The sequence below is a fragment of the Paenimyroides tangerinum genome, assembly GCF_003865405.1.
In the GTDB taxonomy this organism is placed as follows: Bacteria; Bacteroidota; Bacteroidia; order Flavobacteriales; family Flavobacteriaceae; genus Flavobacterium; species Flavobacterium tangerinum.
The window spans coordinates 63299-79891 of sequence record NZ_RQVQ01000015.1; the positions used below are offsets into that span (position 1 = coordinate 63299).

Annotated in this window: 16 protein-coding genes; 1 reads left to right on the forward strand and 15 read right to left on the reverse strand. The window is 28.5% G+C overall.

What is annotated here, in order from left to right:
- Window positions 1–12 precede the first annotated feature (12 nt).
- Genes EG240_RS08250 through EG240_RS08260 form a run of 3 tightly spaced genes read right to left on the reverse strand, consistent with a single transcriptional unit; the run spans window position 13 to window position 4232 of the window.
- A complete protein-coding gene (locus tag EG240_RS08250) occupies window positions 13–1914 on the reverse strand; it encodes a M56 family metallopeptidase (protein WP_125018914.1) in 1902 nt (633 codons plus the stop codon).
- Between the two features lie 13 nt (window positions 1915–1927).
- On the reverse strand, window positions 1928–3865 hold the full coding sequence (locus EG240_RS08255; RefSeq protein ID WP_125018915.1) for a M56 family metallopeptidase: 1938 nt from the start codon (window positions 3863–3865) through the stop codon (window positions 1928–1930).
- Window positions 3866–3869: 4 nt separating this feature from the next.
- Entirely contained in the window at window positions 3870–4232 is a 363-nt protein-coding gene (locus EG240_RS08260; RefSeq protein ID WP_125018916.1) for a BlaI/MecI/CopY family transcriptional regulator, read from the reverse strand.
- Window positions 4233–4429: 197 nt separating this feature from the next.
- Here EG240_RS08260 and EG240_RS08265 point away from each other — a divergent pair, with 197 nt between their 5' ends.
- Entirely contained in the window at window positions 4430–5167 is a 738-nt protein-coding gene (locus tag EG240_RS08265; protein ID WP_125018917.1) for an energy transducer TonB, read from the forward strand.
- Between the two features lie 58 nt (window positions 5168–5225).
- On the opposite strand, the gene EG240_RS08270 is transcribed toward EG240_RS08265, so the two are convergent.
- From EG240_RS08270 to EG240_RS08325, 12 genes are all read right to left on the reverse strand, one after another.
- Entirely contained in the window at window positions 5226–5696 is a 471-nt protein-coding gene (locus tag EG240_RS08270) for a hypothetical protein (RefSeq protein ID WP_125018918.1), read from the reverse strand.
- A gap of 67 nt (window positions 5697–5763) precedes the next feature.
- Window positions 5764–6510 carry a phosphate ABC transporter ATP-binding protein PstB gene (pstB, locus tag EG240_RS08275; RefSeq protein WP_125018919.1) on the reverse strand — a complete coding sequence of 249 codons (747 nt, stop codon included), beginning with the start codon at window positions 6508–6510 and terminating at the stop codon, window positions 5764–5766.
- Complete coding sequence (gene pstA / locus EG240_RS08280; protein WP_125018920.1) at window positions 6500–7357, reverse strand: phosphate ABC transporter permease PstA; 858 nt, start codon at window positions 7355–7357, stop codon at window positions 6500–6502. Before pstA ends, pstB begins: the two co-directional genes overlap by 11 nt.
- Window positions 7347–8237, reverse strand: a complete 891-nt coding sequence (pstC, locus tag EG240_RS08285) for a phosphate ABC transporter permease subunit PstC (RefSeq protein WP_125018921.1) — start codon at window positions 8235–8237, stop codon at window positions 7347–7349. Before pstC ends, pstA begins: the two co-directional genes overlap by 11 nt.
- Window positions 8237–9082, reverse strand: a complete 846-nt coding sequence (locus EG240_RS08290) for a PstS family phosphate ABC transporter substrate-binding protein (RefSeq protein WP_125018922.1) — start codon at window positions 9080–9082, stop codon at window positions 8237–8239. Before EG240_RS08290 ends, pstC begins: the two co-directional genes overlap by 1 nt.
- Window positions 9083–9337: 255 nt before the next feature.
- On the reverse strand, window positions 9338–12064 hold the full coding sequence (locus EG240_RS08295) for a hypothetical protein (protein WP_125018923.1): 2727 nt from the start codon (window positions 12062–12064) through the stop codon (window positions 9338–9340).
- A 1-nt stretch (window position 12065) separates the two neighbouring features.
- Window positions 12066–13106, reverse strand: coding sequence for a hypothetical protein (locus EG240_RS08300; RefSeq protein WP_125018924.1), 1041 nt, complete (start codon window positions 13104–13106; stop codon window positions 12066–12068).
- Window positions 13103–13894 carry a fimbrial biogenesis chaperone gene (locus EG240_RS08305; protein WP_125018925.1) on the reverse strand — a complete coding sequence of 264 codons (792 nt, stop codon included), beginning with the start codon at window positions 13892–13894 and terminating at the stop codon, window positions 13103–13105. The genes EG240_RS08300 and EG240_RS08305 overlap by 4 nt, the downstream gene beginning before the upstream one ends.
- Window positions 13895–14410 carry a hypothetical protein gene (locus tag EG240_RS08310; RefSeq protein ID WP_125018926.1) on the reverse strand — a complete coding sequence of 172 codons (516 nt, stop codon included), beginning with the start codon at window positions 14408–14410 and terminating at the stop codon, window positions 13895–13897.
- A gap of 1 nt (window position 14411) precedes the next feature.
- Window positions 14412–14927 carry a hypothetical protein gene (locus EG240_RS08315; protein ID WP_125018927.1) on the reverse strand — a complete coding sequence of 172 codons (516 nt, stop codon included), beginning with the start codon at window positions 14925–14927 and terminating at the stop codon, window positions 14412–14414.
- Window positions 14928–15022: 95 nt separating this feature from the next.
- Window positions 15023–15898, reverse strand: a complete 876-nt coding sequence (locus EG240_RS08320) for a hypothetical protein (RefSeq protein WP_125018928.1) — start codon at window positions 15896–15898, stop codon at window positions 15023–15025.
- Between the two features lie 134 nt (window positions 15899–16032).
- The coding region (locus EG240_RS08325; RefSeq protein WP_203229299.1) for a hypothetical protein at window positions 16033–16593 on the reverse strand (561 nt) is incomplete at its 5' end.

Below are 16593 nucleotides of genomic sequence, written 5' to 3' on the forward strand. Positions count from 1 at the left end.
GGATTTTAGATTTTAATAGTTCTCTGACATTGTAATTTTTGTTCCATCTTCTTGCGTTAACGAAGCTGAAATGGATGTAATTTTTAAATCGTCATTTTCTACAACTTTTTTAATTTCTTTTGTATTATTGAAAATTGAACTTAACATTTCAAAGTTTTTTTCTTTTTCAATTAAAGCATTCTGATTTTCTTTAGTTGAATTTTGTTTTTTTGAGGTTTTCTTTTTTGTTGTAATATTAAAAGCTCCATTTTTAGCTTTTTCACCATAAGTACTTATTGCAAATTCACCTTTTTGATAGGAACACCATTCAATATTATTTTTGTCTATTTTAGAAAGATCTGTAATTTCTTTTCCATCTAAAGTAAATACAATATTCTTATTTTTTAACATTTCGTAATTTCCAGGTGTAAACGGAATATTTAAAGATGCTGTAAAATATTCAATGGCTTGGTCTAATAAATCTGTTCCATTAGTTTCTTTGAAAACTGCTTCAGAAGTTATTTTATATGACTGATTTTTAGATTGTTCATTTTCTTCATCAAAACTAAATTTTCCTTTAAATACTGGAGTAATTTCATCTGTTTTTGAACTTTCTAAATCAAAACTAAATTTTCCTTTAATTTTTGCAATTTCATTTGTTGTAGCTGATGAATTTTCAATATAATATTTGTTGTTTTCTTTATAAACATGAAGCTTAAATGGCTCAAATGAATTTTCTCCAATTGGTTTAATTTGTCTTTTAAAAATTTGATTTTCATCAGTACAAGTTATTTTTATCGAAGTCAATTCACCATTTTTATTTCGCTTTAAATCCGAAACTTCAACATCTAAATTATAAGCTTTTTTTAGATTTTTTGTCATATCAGAATAATATGAATCATCATAAGCATTATGAATCATGATGTAAAAACTTTCATCGTTTTTGTCGTATTCATTTGTTTCTAGAGCAACTACTTCCTCATAAATTTCAAATGTTGGAATAACTTCATAAATTTCTTCAACTTCAATTTCTTTTTTAGAAGCTTCAGTTTTTACTTGTGCAACAGTTTCAATTTGGAATAATCCAAAGAATGCCAATAGAGCAGGAGCTGTTAATGCGATTTTTAATTTTTTCATGTGGTTGGATTTTTTTGTGTTTAACATTAAGATGCGTTGTTTTAAATCCGAAGAATTAAAAGCATTTGTTATTATATTTTGTTCTTGATTTTGATTGAAATTCAATAACGTTTTTTGATACGAATAACTATTTTCTTGTTTTGTGATTTCGTCATCAACTAAAAATTCAAGATTTAGATTTACATCTTTTATTATCCATTTAATGATTGGATTGAACCAAAAAAAATCGCTAATGAAACTCAAACTAACTAAATCAAACGTGTGTTTTTGTTTTATATGAACTTTTTCATGCTGAATCAAAACCGAACAATTTTCACTGTTTAGCAATTTCTTTGGTAAAATTATCCATTTGTAAAACGAATAAACATGTTCGTCATTTTCAGTAATTCTGATTATTTTTTCTGTTGGATGTTTTTCTAATTTTTGAATCGAATTTGTTAATTGTACTATTTTAAAAATTCGAATACCAACTTTTATTACTGAAATTACCGCAATCAGAATTACAATTACCAATAACCAATCAATCGTTTCGTACCATTTCAATTCGATGATTTCTGGTCTTTCAATCAAAAAATTTGATTTATTTTCAACAATCTGAAAATTAGAAGCAGGAACAATTATCTCTTTTATTTTTGTAAAATAAATCAACGGAAGCACAAACGACATTAAGGTCGAACCCAAGAAATAAAACCGATTGAATGTGTAAAATGTTTCTTTCTGCAGTAATAGTTTGTAAAATATCCAAAAGAAAATCAACAAACCATTTACTTTAAGTAGATAAATCAGGATTTGTTCCATAACTAGCTTTTATTTAAAAACTTCCTTGTGTAGTTTTATTTTGTATCTCAACTGTTTTTTTCACTTCAGCCAAAGCTTTGTATTCTTCTCTGATAAGTTTTAGTCTTTCGATTTCTGATTTTTTATTTTCAATTTTAGCTTTATTCTTTTCTAATTGAATATTCCTTTTTTCAGCAAGAGCATTTCTTTTTTCTGCAAGAGCATTTCTCTTATCAATATGTAAAGATCTATTTTCTTTAAAAAAAGTTTTTTTTCTTTCCATTTCAGTTTTTTGTGCTTCTATTACAAGTTTTTGTAATTCAATTTTCGTTTTCTTTTCTTCTATTAAAGCTTTTTGTTTTTCGGTTGAATTATCTTTTGTTTTAATCAATAGAATTCCATCTTTAGCTTTTTGGCCATATTTTGCAATTGCTTCTTTATCTTTTATTACAGTTATACTTTCAATATCATTAGGGGATATTTTTTTAAATTCATCCCTATTGATTTCTTTGTCATTCAAAATATAAACAACATTTTCGCTTTGAGTTGTTGATTTATATGAAATTTTATTCTCTTTAACAGGTTCAACGTAAAGTACACGATCTTTTATTTTTACAGAAGCTCGTCTTTCTTTTCCATAAAAATGTTCTAATTCTTTTTCAGTCGATTCTTTACCATTGATGTATATTTTGTCATATTTTTTGTCAATATTATCATCATTTTCAAATTTAAATGCATTTTGTAAATCTTTTACATCAACAAATTCGCCATCAAAATTTACTTTTATTTCCATATCTTGTTGTTGGTATCCAAAAGTAAATGATCTAACTTCTTCTTCTCCAGTAGTTATAAAATTGACTTGTGTGTCTTTTTCAGCATCACTAAAATCAACTGCGACTGATTTTATTTTAGTATTATCATATTCTTTTAATTCTTGTTTTGAAATTTCTTTACCGTCAACAGTAGTTTTATATTTCTCAACTATTTCGTTGAATAATTTTTTATCTTCTTGAATGCGTTTAATATCTTTTTGAAGTGTTTCTAATATCAGTTTATTATCTCCAAAATCATTTTCTTGTTTATCTGTTTTGACTTGTGCAACAGTTTCAATTTGGAATAATCCAAAGAAAGCTAATAGAATAGGTGCTGTTAATGCGATTTTTAATTTTTTCATATTTTTGGATTTTTGAGTGTTTAACATCAAGATACGTTGTTTTAAATCCGAAGAATTAAAAGCATTTGTTAATATATTTTGTGTTTGATTTTGATTGAAATTCAATAATGTTTTTTGATACGAATAACTATTTTCTTGTTTTGTGATTTCGTCATCAACCATAAATTCAAGATTTAGATTTATATCTTTTCTAATGAGTTTAATGATTGGATTGAACCAAAAGAAATCGCTAATGAAACTCAAACTAACTAAATCAAACGTGTGTTTTTGTTTTATATGCACTTTTTCATGCTGAATCAAAACGGAACAATTTTCACTTTTTAATAGCTTCTTTGGTAAAATAATCCATTTGTAAAACGAATAAACATGCGTTTCACTTTCAGTAATTCGGATGTTTTTTTCTGTTGGATGTTTTTCTAATTTTTGAATAGAATTTGTTAATTGTACAATTTTAAAAATTCGAATTCCAACTTTTATCACTGAAATTATCGCAATCAGAATTACAATTACCAAAAACCAATCAATTGTTTCGTACCATTTCAAATCTATGATTTCTGGTCTTTCAATCAAAAAAACTGATTTATTTTCAACAATCTGTAAATTAGAAGCAGGAACAATTATCTCTTTTATTTTTGTAAAATAAATCAACGGAAACACAAACGACAATAAAGTCGAACCCAAGAAATAAAACCGATTGAATGTGTAAAAGGTTTCTTTCTGAAGTAATAGTTTGTAAAATATCCAAAAGAAAATCAACAAACCATTTACTTTAAGTAGATAAATCAGGATTTGTTCCATAAAATCATTTTTTATTTTTCTCTATAATCTCTAATAATTCTTTGATTTCATCTTCACTTAACTTTTCGTCTTTTACAAAATAGTTGACTAAATTAGAAACCGAATTGCCAAAATACTTTTTCATCGAATCTTTTACAAAAACGTTTCGATAACTTTCTAAACTTATTACTGGAAAATATTGATGTGATTTTCCATAACTTTTATGTCCCACAAATCCTTTTTCTTCTAACAAACGAACAATTGTTGAAAGTGTGTTATAATGCGGTTTTGGCTCTGGCATTTTTTCTAGAATATCGTTGACAAACGCTTTTTCTAGTTGCCATAAAACCTGCATAATTTCTTCTTCTTTATTGGTTAATTTTTCCATTTTTATTGTAACTGTTTGATTTTGTTATTACAAATATAAACTATTTTTTTAGTTATACAACTATTTTTGTAGTTTTCAATATTTATTTTTTAACAAAACCTTTATAAATGGTAGTTTGAAGATTAGTTTTTTTATTTTTGTTTGATAAAATTCTTTGGGTAAACTAATGTTTATCAAACTTTATTGATATTTAGAAAATGAAAAAAATTGTATTATTTATTCTATTGTTATGTTGCTACAACGTTTCTGCTCAAACTATTTTGAGTGAATTTCCAGAAGGTCAATCGCCTTATAAAAACGGAGAAGTTGAAATGTTTGCTGAAATGCAGCATTTTTTGGTAGAAAATAATTTATCTCCTTGTAAGAAAAATGAATACGTTTGGATTACTTTGAAAATAGATGAAAACGGACAACCTTTTCTGATTAAAAGAAAATCTAACGAAAAGAATATTGAAAAAAACAAATGTGCTTTTGAGTTGGCTGGTAAAGCACTTGGGAGCTTGAAGAATTGGCAAGCTGCAGAAGTTAAAGGGAAAAAAGTAGCAGCCTATTACGAGTTTCTTTTTATACCAAATGATTTTTTTGAAAATTTTGAAATGGGTTATGTTTCTACGAACAGTTTTTCTCAACCTCAATTTCCAGGTGGAAAAAATGCCTTTGATGAAAAATTGAGTAAATATTTAAGAGGATATTTAGATTGGTCAACTATAAATACAGATATTAAAGTTACCATCAATTTTGATATCGATACAAAGGGAAAGTTATCTAATGTTGAAATTCAATCTAAAATCCCAAATAGTGAATATTTACATGAAGATATTAAGTTTTCTGTAATGCAATTAAAAGAAAAATGGATACCTGCTAAGATTAAAGGGAATCCAATTGTTTTTACATATAAATTTGAATATACTTTTAGTGTTTTTCATATTGATTAAAGGAAACTAAAAAACTTTAAAACACAAATCCTTCAAGAATTTCTTGAAGGATTTGTGTTTATTGAGAAAATAGAACACGTTCTACATTTCCATTTTCTTTTTTATTCCGGTCTTTTTTAATAATTAGTTTTGCTTTTTGTTCTTCAGCACTTACGCTTGGATTGCCATTTTTATAAAATTCAATATCAATTTTATTCAAAGCAATATTTCCGTTTTGAAAATGCTCTACAAAAGTTTCGTTTCCGTTTTTGATTTCGAAAAAAACTTCATGAATTTTATTTGATTTAATCACTTCACGAATTTTTAATTCAATTCCAAATTGTGCCGCTGTTTTTTCAACATCTCTCAACTCTTTATCTGTGCTCAATGCATAGATGGTGAAATTTGATGTGTTTATAAAAAAATCGACAACAACTTCTTCTTTCGGTTTGGTATCTTTATAGGATTTTAATTCTTTAATCGTTTTTTTTTGAGCAAATGAACTTGAACAAATCAGAACTCCAAATAAAACAAATACATATTTTTTCATAACAATACTTTTTTTTCATAAACGTGAATTTAAGAAATATATTGTTTAGAATGAAATGTTTAGCAATTTATCCGAAATAACCGTTGATGTAATTTGTTGTGATTTCGTTTTTCGGATTATTGAAAATCTGATCCGTTGGACCTTCTTCCATAACTTCACCTAAATACATAAAAATGGTTTTGTCCGCCACACGTTGCGCTTGTTGCATGTTATGAGTAACAATTGCAATGGTATATTTCTTTTTAAGATGTTTGATTAATTCTTCAATTTTTAATGTACTTACAGGATCTAAGGCAGAACAAGGTTCGTCCATTAAAATAACTTCTGGACGTAAGGCAACTGCACGTGCAATGCATAAACGTTGTTGTTGACCACCAGATAAACGCGTTGCAGGCATTTTTAAATCATTCTTAACTTCATCCCATAAATACGCTTCTTGAAGTGCTTTTTCAATTACATCTTTTCCATGAGGAAGATTGTTGATTTTTAATCCGTAAGTGATGTTTTCTTGAATGCTTTTTGGAAATGGATTTGCCTTTTGAAAAACCATTCCAATACGTTTTCTGATTTCGGTAACCGGAATGTTTTTAGAATAAATATTCAAATCATCTAACATAATAGTTCCATTGATATTCGCATCTGGCGATAAATCGTGCATGCGATTAAAGCTTCTAAGAAGTGTACTTTTTCCACATCCAGACGGACCAATTAAAGCTGTAATTTCATTTTCGTTAAACGAAACATTTACATTTTTTAAAACTTGTTTAGTGCCGAAGCTTATATTTAAATTTTGTGCTGATAGTTTAGTTTTCATCTTTTCTGTATTTATAACGAATATAAAATGCGGTAAGGTTTAATAAGAACACAACAATTACAAGAACTAATGCCGTACCATAAGCAATTGGTTTTACTTGATCTATCGATTGATGTTGCGTAGATAACATATATAAATGGTAAGGTAAAGCCATAAATTCTTGGTTTACATAACCTGATGAACCATTGATATAAAATGCAGCTCCAGTAAATAAAATGGGAGCAGTTTCTCCTGCGGCTCTTGAAAGCGTTAATACAACTCCTGTTAAAATTCCTGACATTGCAGATGGAATAACAACGTCTTTAATGGTCTCAAATTTAGTTGCTCCAACTGCTAAAGCTGCTTCTCTTGTACTATTTGGAATACGTTTTAAAGCTTCTTCTGTAGTTGTGATGATATACGGTAGTGATAATAATCCTAATGTCAAACCTGCAGCAACTAACGATGTTCCAAAATTTAAAGCTTGAACAAAAAGTGCTAAACCAAATAATCCGTAAATAATTGAAGGAACTCCAGATAAATTACGTATTGCCGCACGAATGGTTCTTGTTACCCAAGTGTTTTCAGCATATTCGTTTAGATAAATTGCACAACAAATTCCGAAAGGAACTGCAAAAGCAGAAGTGATTAAGGTTAATAAAACAGTTCCAATAATCGGAGTTAAAATTCCTCCTGAAGTCATTCCTTCTTTAGGAACCATAGTAGTAAATTCCCAAGATAAAACGCTAAATCCTTTAGAGAAAATTTCCCAAATAATAACCGCAATAAAGAAACAAACAATTGCAGTACTTAGTAAAAGAGATCCCCATTCAATAACGCTAGATAATTTATTCGTTTTAAACTGCATGATATTTTCTGAATCGGTTAATAAAAAACTCTCCAACGATATTAGCAAACAAAGTCATAAAGAATAAAACAGTTGCTATAGCGTAAAGTGCATAATAATGTGTGGTTTCGTATGGAACTTCTCCCATTTCAATTGCAATTGTTGCAGTCATTGTTTTTACAGAATCAAACATACCAGTTGGCATTAAAGCTGCATTTCCTGTTACCATTAAAACCGTCATCGTTTCACCAATTGCACGACCGACTCCTAACATAATTGCGGTTATAACTCCGGGAGCTGCAGCAGGTATAATAACTTTTCGAAGCGTTTGCCAACGATTTGCACCGACACCATAACTAGCTTCTTTGTATGCGTTTGGTACAGCATGAATTGCATCTTCAGCAACCGTGATGATTGTTGGAAGCGCCATAATTGCTAAAAGAATCGCTCCGTTTAATGCATTTAATCCGTTTGGTAAATCTGCTAAATCTGCAATTCCTGGGCTTAAAAATACAATACCTAAGAATCCAATTACAACAGATGGAATAGCGGCAAGCATTTCAATCGTAGGTTTTAGTATGTTTTTAACTCTTGGTTTTGCATAAATCGCAATATAAGATGCTGTTCCAACTCCCAACGGAATAGCAATAAGCATTGCTCCAAAAGTTACCAATGTTGTACTAACGATTAAAGGTAACATTCCATATTTTGGAGATTTTGCTGTTGGAGCCCATTCCATTCCTGTGAAAAAATCCCATGGTTTTACATCTAAAAAGAAGGAGATTGAATTGTAAATCAACATGGCGAAAATTCCACCAAGTAAAGCCAAAACCAAATATCCTGTAGCTTTAAAAACTACTTTGAATACGATGTCTAATGTAATTCTAGATTTATAATTCATTATTTTTCAATTATATAATAACCGTGTTCTTCAATCATTTTCTTTCCTAATTTACTTTCTTCAAAATCAATAAACGGTTTTACTTTGTGCCAAGAATCTGCTAAAACAAACTGATATAAAGGGCGTTGAAAGAAATATAGACTTTTATTAATTGTTTCTGTATCGATTGGAGAATATGCAATTGAATCTGGTTTTTCTTTGATATTCACAATTCTAATTTTTGTATTAGCATTTGGATCGTGAGCAACATAACCAGCCCCAACATAACCAATTCCAGATTTATCTGCTTTTACACCTTCAATGATTTGGGCATTTCCGGTCATTTCTTTAGCAGCTTGAGTAAACTCGATTTTTAGTTTTTTCTTTACAAAAGAATGCGTTCCTGAGCTTGATTGACGACCGTAGATATTAATTGGTAAATCAAGGTCAATAATTTCGTTCCAATTTGTGATTTCACCACTCAAAATTTTACCAAGTGTTTCTAAATCGATTTCTTCTAGTGGTAAATCTTTATGAACTACAAAGGCTGTTGCATCTTCTGCAAAAATCACCGTTTTTAATTCAATGTTCTTATCTTTGAATTGTTGGATTTCATCATCGGAAAGTGGTCGAGAAGAATTAGCAATATCGGCTTGACCGTTTAATAAAGAAGTTATTCCTAAACCAGAACCACCGCCTGAAATTGAAATACTAAACTCATCATCAAGTTCGGTAAATTTTTCTGCTAAATTTATAGCTAAATTTACTTCGGTATCCGAACCTTTCATCTTAATGGCATTGTCTTTTTTACTACACGATGTAAGTATCGTACCAAGCATTAAAATGAAGCAAAAAGAATTTTTCATATCTTGTTATTTACTTCTGCAAAACTCCTCTTTACTTGTTACTTTAAAGTTAGGAGAATGTAAATTGTGTTTAAAGCTTATGTAAACTTAATGTTACGTGATTTGTAAAAGCTTTAATATCTATGATTTCCAGTTTTTTTATACTCAAAATATATCTGAAGTAAATGTTAACTTATTGTTATTCAGTGTTAATTGTTTTTTTTGATTTCTATTTTCATAAAAAAACTGCTTTTGAATTAAAGCAGTTTTATGTTTTTAGAATTTCACAGAATTGAATTTTTTTACTTCTGATTTTTTTTCTTTTATTTTAATGATAAAATCTAATGTAATTGGTTTATCGATTTCGGTTGTGATTTCAATGTTATTTTCAACAACTTCTGTTTGTGCACTTGGTAAATGATTAAAAATGCTAATGGTATAAATTCCTTCTGGAACATAAATCATATATCGACCTGAATCGTCTGTATATGTTTTGTAAACTTTGCCGTCTGCATTTGTTAAATCAATTCTAAATGCACCTTTGTCTTTTTTGATATCAAATGAATTTTTTGTTTCTTCAAAGTTAAGATTACCGCTAACAGTTGTAGTTTTATTGAAAAATATTTCTTGTTCTGTATCCGAATCTACTTTAAGTACAATCATATCTGATAACCATTCATTATCGTTTTGTAAACGAATTTCATAAGTTCCTAAAGGTATTTTTTTGTATCTTACTTTTCCGCCAGCATCGGTTAAGAATGGTTTGTTATTTATGAAAACAATTTTGTTAGAAGCATTTGAACTGGTTTTATTTTTTTCATTATATTTTACATGAACCGTTAAATTTGCTTTTTCTGTTTTGGTTTTACTTGGGTCAAAATTTTTAATTAAACCCGCTTGTAAATTTAAATTTGAATATTGTAATCCGTCTAAATATTTATTATAGTTTGAACTAAGAAAAACTCTAAAATTTTGATTGATTTCAAATCTAAATGAATTGTTTAACACGATTATATTTGCTAAATTATTATTTAGAGAATAGTTGATGAAAGTCGAAAATTCTAGTCGATTGTTAAACGCATTCAATGTGTACATCAAATTTGTATTTAAACTTTCGTATGTAGAATTTAATTGATTTGGATTGTTTAATTCGTTAATCGATGCGTAATTGTATTGATATTGCGATGTTAAATTGAATTGTTTGTATTTAACACCTAGTCCAATTTTATAACTATATGGTTGATCTAAATTTAATGAAAGAATTTTTCCAGCATCGAATGTTGTATTAATAATCAGATTTTTGTTGAAATTATTGATTTGAAAAATGGTGTTAACTCCAACTTTTTTAAACAAACTGATTTCAGAAAAATACGCATTTGTTCTCTTTTCTGAATTATAAGTTGGTGCAAGAAAAAAATTAAAATAACGATTGCTAAATCGATACCCAAGATTTAAATTCTGATTGATCTGATTATTATAGAACATTTCAAACTTGTTAAAACTTTCTGGACTCAATTCGTTGTAATTGTAAAAAAGAGAAAAATTATGATTTTTGTATTTATATTGAACACTTTCGTTTAGTTGAATCACACCTCTTCGCATACCTGCATATTGATTTGAACTGATAATATGATTTCCAAAATAAGACCAATTATCTGACGAATAAAAACCAGAAATTCCACCCAAAATACCTGTAGCAACGTTTTGATTATCTACCATGGTACTCAAACCTTGTTGGTAAACAAATTTCAAATTTTTGTTTGCGATAAATTCTTGAGAATGATATAAAATGTATTTGTTTATGCCGCTGTTGTTATCAAAATCATAATTAAAAAAAGTACGTGTCCTAGCATTATTCTGTTTGATTGTATTAAATGCAGCCCAACCAGAATATCCTTTCGAATTCTTGAATGTCTCCATAACCGAATAGGTTTTGTCAATAAATCCAATTTCGATATCCAAGGAATCAGTTAATTTATATTTTACTTCACCACCAATTCCATTAATCATGATTTCTCCTTGTTGGTACAAATTTCCGATATTAGTTTCGAAGCTTTTGTTTTTGTAACCAAGGATTGTATTTCGAAGAAAAAAGTTTTGAGAATCATCCCAATATTCCATTTGAGAATTCAAACGAACACGTTCACTTTCTGAAATTTTTATATTGGCATTGATACCTAAATTTAAATTATTTTGATTTGATGAAGTATTATACGAATTACTTAATCTGATTTCGTTTTCTTGATATCTATGCTCATCAATATTTAGATCTCTAAACGTTCGATTTTGCTTAACCGAATTAACATAAATAGGGAAGGAGTTGATATAATCTCCAGATTTATAATATAAAGCAGCATGAATTTCAAAATCTTCTTTTTTAAGCATTTGCTTATTTATGAACTTTTGAATATGTATTGTTGTATCTTGAAAAGCTTTTGTGCTAATTTCGATGGTTTCAAATTCGTTTTTTGAAAAACCGTACGGATATTTAATTACAAGATTTACAAGTTGATCTGTATTTCCATTATTCGAAATATCAAAATTTAAACTAATCGAATCATTTACATGAAAAAAAGTAAGATGTTGATTAATTAATCGAAAATTTACATTTCTTAGTTTTTCTGGAAGGATAATTAAATTTTCATTAAATGTTTTATCGGCTGTCTTTAATACGGCTTCAACCAGAATTTCTGAGCTAAATGTTTTTGGTTTTAATTGCGCTTTTACAGGAATATAAATAAAATCGTTTGGTTCTAATTTGATGTTTTGTTTGATTTTTTTAAGCAAAGTAATATCATCATTTGTAGAACTAATTTCTAATTCACCCGAAATAATTTCATTTCCATTATTTTTAATATATAAAGATGTTTGAATGATTTTTGTTTTTTTTACAACAATTGTATCGTTCTCAAATTTTATAATTAAAGGATTTTCTTTATTTTGAGAATAAAGATTTATGAAGTTTAGGAAAAAAATAAATGCTAAAAAAAGTTTTTTGAACATGCTATCTTGGAACAATAACAAAATAAATATAAGTTTCGTAAACACCTTTAGCACCATCAAATTCAGGTAAATTTCCTGGAATTGTTAGCGAAAGATTAAAAACAATTTCACGACTCCATTGCGGAAAAGTTGCTATAACTTGATCCCAACCTTGAAGTTGAATAGGTGAGTTTATTCTCAAAAGACTGGCCTCAGAACTATTTCCGCCAGAATATTGATTGAGTTCTAGATTGAGTTGAATAATTGAAACGGGCAACGTATGATTTGTGCTATTTGATTGCATTTCTTGGTTAGCCGCTTTTACAATTAGTTCATGACCATTATAAGTTTTTACACGAAGTGCAGCGTTTTTTCTGATGGTTTTTCCAGTAGCTAAATCGTTAACATTATTAAATTTAAAATGAAATAAGTTACTACCGTTTTCTAATAAAATGGATTGATCGCCATGATTTGCATTGTGATTGATATGCGCACCAGCAAACATATTTGCGTTACTTATACTTTTTAGAAGTATTTCTGTACCGTTTTCAATTTTGTAAAGATTGATAATATAACTGCTCTTGTATTCGCCATTTGGAATGGTTAATAAATGATTTCCGCCTCTCATTTGAAAATCAAATACAAAAGTTCTAACAAAGCCGTTTTGTAAAGGAACCGTTTCGCTACTTATCAGCGTTTGTTCTTGATATTTCGATAATGGTAAAAAGCCTGAAGGACCTGCTATTGGAACATTTGAACCAGAACCTTGAACATTTTCTCTTTTGAATTTTAGCAAACCAAATTCAGCCGGAATAGAATAATTATTGTATTTATAATCATCAACTAAACGAGCCGTGATTTTCCATTTTGTAATTGGCTGTATTTGATTATAAATTCTTACAGAAATATTTATTTGGTCACTTTTCGTTTGTCCAGACATCAATTCTCCGTAATTATTAAATTGCGGAATCCAATTGGTATAAGAATCAAATTGAATTTCTTGTGCAAATAAATTAATACTTGCACAAAAAAATAAAACCAGAGAAAATATTATTGATCTCATATTTCAAAATCCATCTCAGCAAGCTGAATTGTTTCGTTTTTTCCGTATAATATTTGAGCAGAAATAGTGTATTGTCCAGCAGTAAGATTTGGATCTAATGCTTTTGTAACAATTCGAGTATCTTTTGGTAAAGTATAGAATTCTTCTTCAGAAAGTTCAGTTGTTTTACCTGTTTTATAATTAAAAATAGACCAAATGATTTTTCCTTCTGTCCAGATTTTTCCAGAATTAGAAAATTCTAATTCAACAGATTTATTGTTTTTTTCATCTTTTTTTGGTCTAAAATCTACAATTGCAATTTCGCCTTCTGTTTCTTGTTTTGCATGATATACTTTCACACCCATTCTCACAGTTACTTTAATAGAAGCACCTTTTTCATCAACAGAATCTCCTGGATTTAATTGTGTAAAAAACAACATACTTGTATGTACCGGATTATTTGGGTTTGTATTATTTGGATTTGTTAACACAACTTCAACATCTTTAGTAGAATTTGGTTCAATTGTAAAAAAAGTGTTAGGTAATATTTGAATCCAAGTAGAGCACGATTCTTCTAAAGTATTAAAATCTGCAATATGATTTGAACCAATTTTGTCATAATTCCAATCATTTATTGAAACACCAATTTCTAAAATTTTATTAGTTGGATTGGTTATACTAACTTTTTGTGTTTGCGGAAGGTTGTTGTTATCATAGAAATATAATTTTCCTGGAGAAACCGTTAGTCCAGCTTGAGCAAAAGTTGTGTAAGTTAGGATAGAAGCAAAAAAAGATAAAAATTTATTCATTTAATTTGGAATTAGAGTGTAAACAATTAAAGTTTCAAAAGTATTTGTTGGACTATTTATAAATGCAAAAGTATTTTCAGGAGGAATCTTATAATTAACATCAATATAATTAATCATTGAACCGCTGTTTTCTCTTATCAAAATCTGTGAAGCATCGCTTAAATAAATTGAATTTGTTTTAGAATTTATTCTTGCATTCACATTTATGTTAGAGACAGCAACATTGGTTTCTAGATTATTACTAACAAAATTAGATTGAATAGTTTTGATGCTGATTTCGAAACTTTTTATTCCTGTAATTACTAGGTGCGAATTTAACCAATTTGTTTGTGTTCCTTGAGTAAATTTTTCGATAGTATTAATATCTAAATTCACCTCAGGATGATTAATATTTAAACCATAAACATCTTCAAATTCAATTTTAATCAACGCTTTTGCAGAGCCAATTCCCGGTTGAGCAATTGAATCTAAACCTAAAAGTAAAAAAATGAATATGATTAATTTATAAAAACGCATTTTAAAGTGCAATAATTGTATATGTTATTGTTGTATTATAGTTTCCTGATTCTGAATTCATCAATTGATCACTTCCTTTTAAGTGATAATTCATGTTAAATGATCGAATTATATCTCCTTTTGTAGAAGTAATAATTTTGTTATTTTCTAATGAAAGGTCAACAGCAAAAAAATTAATATCATTCGTACTTCGACCTTTTGTACCAAAGGTAGGAGTTAATTTGATTTGATCGATATCTATTTTTGAATCTCCTTTTAATAAATGTCCGTTTGCTACAACTCGTATTTCATATTTTCCATTACTCATAACCTCTATATGATCGCTTTTGTTGCTTGATTTTCCGTTTTGAAAGTCTTCAATTGTGTTAATTGAAATCTCAACATTTTGTTGTTGTTCGTTAATTCGAATAGATTGTACATTATTTATTTGAATAGATAACGTCGATGTCGCTGATTCTTGAGCTTTACTTGAAAATCCAATAAAAGTAAGAATTATAAGGAATATGTATCTTATCATTTTTATTTGTTATTTTCTATAAAGATAGAATTTTGTTCAAAAAAAAAACATGATTTTACTCATGTTTTTCTTTTTTTTTCTAGTTTTCATGAAAATTACAGAGGTAATAACGTGTAAGTAATTTGCGTACTAATTGTTTTTCCATATTGATCTAAGAACGCAGCTGTATTTGCAGCAGGAATCGCATAAGTCAAGCTATAAATGTCTGATTTAGTTGCGCTAGTCGATGAAACGATTTGTTCTGGATTTGCATGTTTTAAACTTTTAGTAGTTCTAGTAGAAATTACTGCAGCTTGATTTCCATTTGTTTTTGCAACTATCAAATCAATATTATTTGTTTTTACAGTTGTGTTTTCAGAAACACCATTGAAATTTTCGCTTGAAACTTGCGCATTCACAGCGTATTTTTTAGATGAAAAGATTGTCATTGTAATCGGTGTTGATTCACTACCGTTTTTAAATTTATCTTCGTTATCTAATGAAATAGTTGCATTTTCATTACTTAAATTTATGCTATAAAATTCACCAACAATTACATTTAAAGTACTTGAACCACTGGTTTTGTTTGTTGACGGCTGTGTGTTTCCTGTGTTTCCAGAATTAGTATTTCCTGTGTTTCCAGATTCGGTATTTCCTGTGTTTCCAGAATCAGTATTTCCTGTGTTTCCAGATTCAGTATTTTCTACATTACCATTGTTTCCGTTTCCGTTACCATTGTTTCCGTTTACATTACCATTGTTTCCGTTTCCATTACCATTGTTTCCGTTTTCATTACCATTGTTTCCGTTTCCATTACCATTGTTTCCGTTTTCATGTCCATATCCGTATCCATTCCCGTGTCCGTTGTGTTCTAAAGTATTGATTTCATAGTTTTTGTTTTCAGATGCAGATTTTGCAAAAGTATTTAAACTAATTAGTGAACAAATGGCGATTAAAGATACATTCTTAAATGTTAAATTCTGTGTTTTCATTTTTTGGTTTTTTTATAATTCTTTTTTTGTAAAATCTTGTTCTAATTTTACATGACAAAGAAACGTTGATATTCAAATAGGCTTTGTAGTATCAGTTTTATATTGCATGTAGAATTTGAACTACAATGTTTTTATTAAAGAGGTAATAAAGTATAAGTAATTTCAGTAGTAATCGTTTTTCCGTATTGATCTAAGAAAGCCGAAGTATTATTTGCTGGAATTGCATAAACTAAACTATAAACATCCGCTTTTGTAGCAACAGTAGAAGAAACGATTTGTTCAGCTGTTGTATGTTTTAAACTGTTGTTTGTTCTAGTAGAAATCGTAGCTTCTTCGTTACCGCTCGTTTTTTCAACAATTAAATCGATATTATCTGTATCAACTGTTGTGTTAGCTGCTGTTCCGCTGAATTGAGCTGAAGAAACTTTAGCGCTAACTGCATATTTTTTAGAAGAGAAAATAGTCATTGTAATAGGAGTTGATTCACTTCCGTTTGCAAATTTTGCTTCGCTATCTAATAAAATTGTTGCGTTATCATTGCTTAACTTTAAGCTATAGAACTCACCAACTTCAACTGATAATTTATTTGTTTTTACTTTTTCTTGAGCATTTGCGCTGAATCCGAATATTAGAGCGATTGCTAATACAGTAGTTGTTTTGAAGAAGTTACTTGTTGTTTTCATTTTTAATTTTTT

Excerpts from the sequence above, each read along its gene's own strand:
- EG240_RS08250 (WP_125018914.1), bottom strand. The coding sequence starts at position 1,914 with ATGGAACAAATCCTGATTTATCTACTTAAAGTAAATGGTTTGTTGATT.
- EG240_RS08255 (WP_125018915.1), bottom strand. The coding sequence starts at position 3,865 with ATGGAACAAATCCTGATTTATCTACTTAAAGTAAATGGTTTGTTGATT.
- EG240_RS08260 (WP_125018916.1), bottom strand. The coding sequence starts at position 4,232 with ATGGAAAAATTAACCAATAAAGAAGAAGAAATTATGCAGGTTTTATGG.
- EG240_RS08265 (WP_125018917.1), top strand. The coding sequence starts at position 4,430 with ATGAAAAAAATTGTATTATTTATTCTATTGTTATGTTGCTACAACGTT.
- EG240_RS08270 (WP_125018918.1), bottom strand. The coding sequence starts at position 5,696 with ATGAAAAAATATGTATTTGTTTTATTTGGAGTTCTGATTTGTTCAAGT.
- pstB (WP_125018919.1), bottom strand. The coding sequence starts at position 6,510 with ATGAAAACTAAACTATCAGCACAAAATTTAAATATAAGCTTCGGCACT.
- pstA (WP_125018920.1), bottom strand. The coding sequence starts at position 7,357 with ATGCAGTTTAAAACGAATAAATTATCTAGCGTTATTGAATGGGGATCT.
- pstC (WP_125018921.1), bottom strand. The coding sequence starts at position 8,237 with ATGAATTATAAATCTAGAATTACATTAGACATCGTATTCAAAGTAGTT.
- EG240_RS08290 (WP_125018922.1), bottom strand. The coding sequence starts at position 9,082 with ATGAAAAATTCTTTTTGCTTCATTTTAATGCTTGGTACGATACTTACA.
- EG240_RS08295 (WP_125018923.1), bottom strand. The coding sequence starts at position 12,064 with ATGTTCAAAAAACTTTTTTTAGCATTTATTTTTTTCCTAAACTTCATA.
- EG240_RS08300 (WP_125018924.1), bottom strand. The coding sequence starts at position 13,106 with ATGAGATCAATAATATTTTCTCTGGTTTTATTTTTTTGTGCAAGTATT.
- EG240_RS08305 (WP_125018925.1), bottom strand. The coding sequence starts at position 13,894 with ATGAATAAATTTTTATCTTTTTTTGCTTCTATCCTAACTTACACAACT.
- EG240_RS08310 (WP_125018926.1), bottom strand. The coding sequence starts at position 14,410 with ATGCGTTTTTATAAATTAATCATATTCATTTTTTTACTTTTAGGTTTA.
- EG240_RS08315 (WP_125018927.1), bottom strand. The coding sequence starts at position 14,927 with ATGATAAGATACATATTCCTTATAATTCTTACTTTTATTGGATTTTCA.
- EG240_RS08320 (WP_125018928.1), bottom strand. The coding sequence starts at position 15,898 with ATGAAAACACAGAATTTAACATTTAAGAATGTATCTTTAATCGCCATT.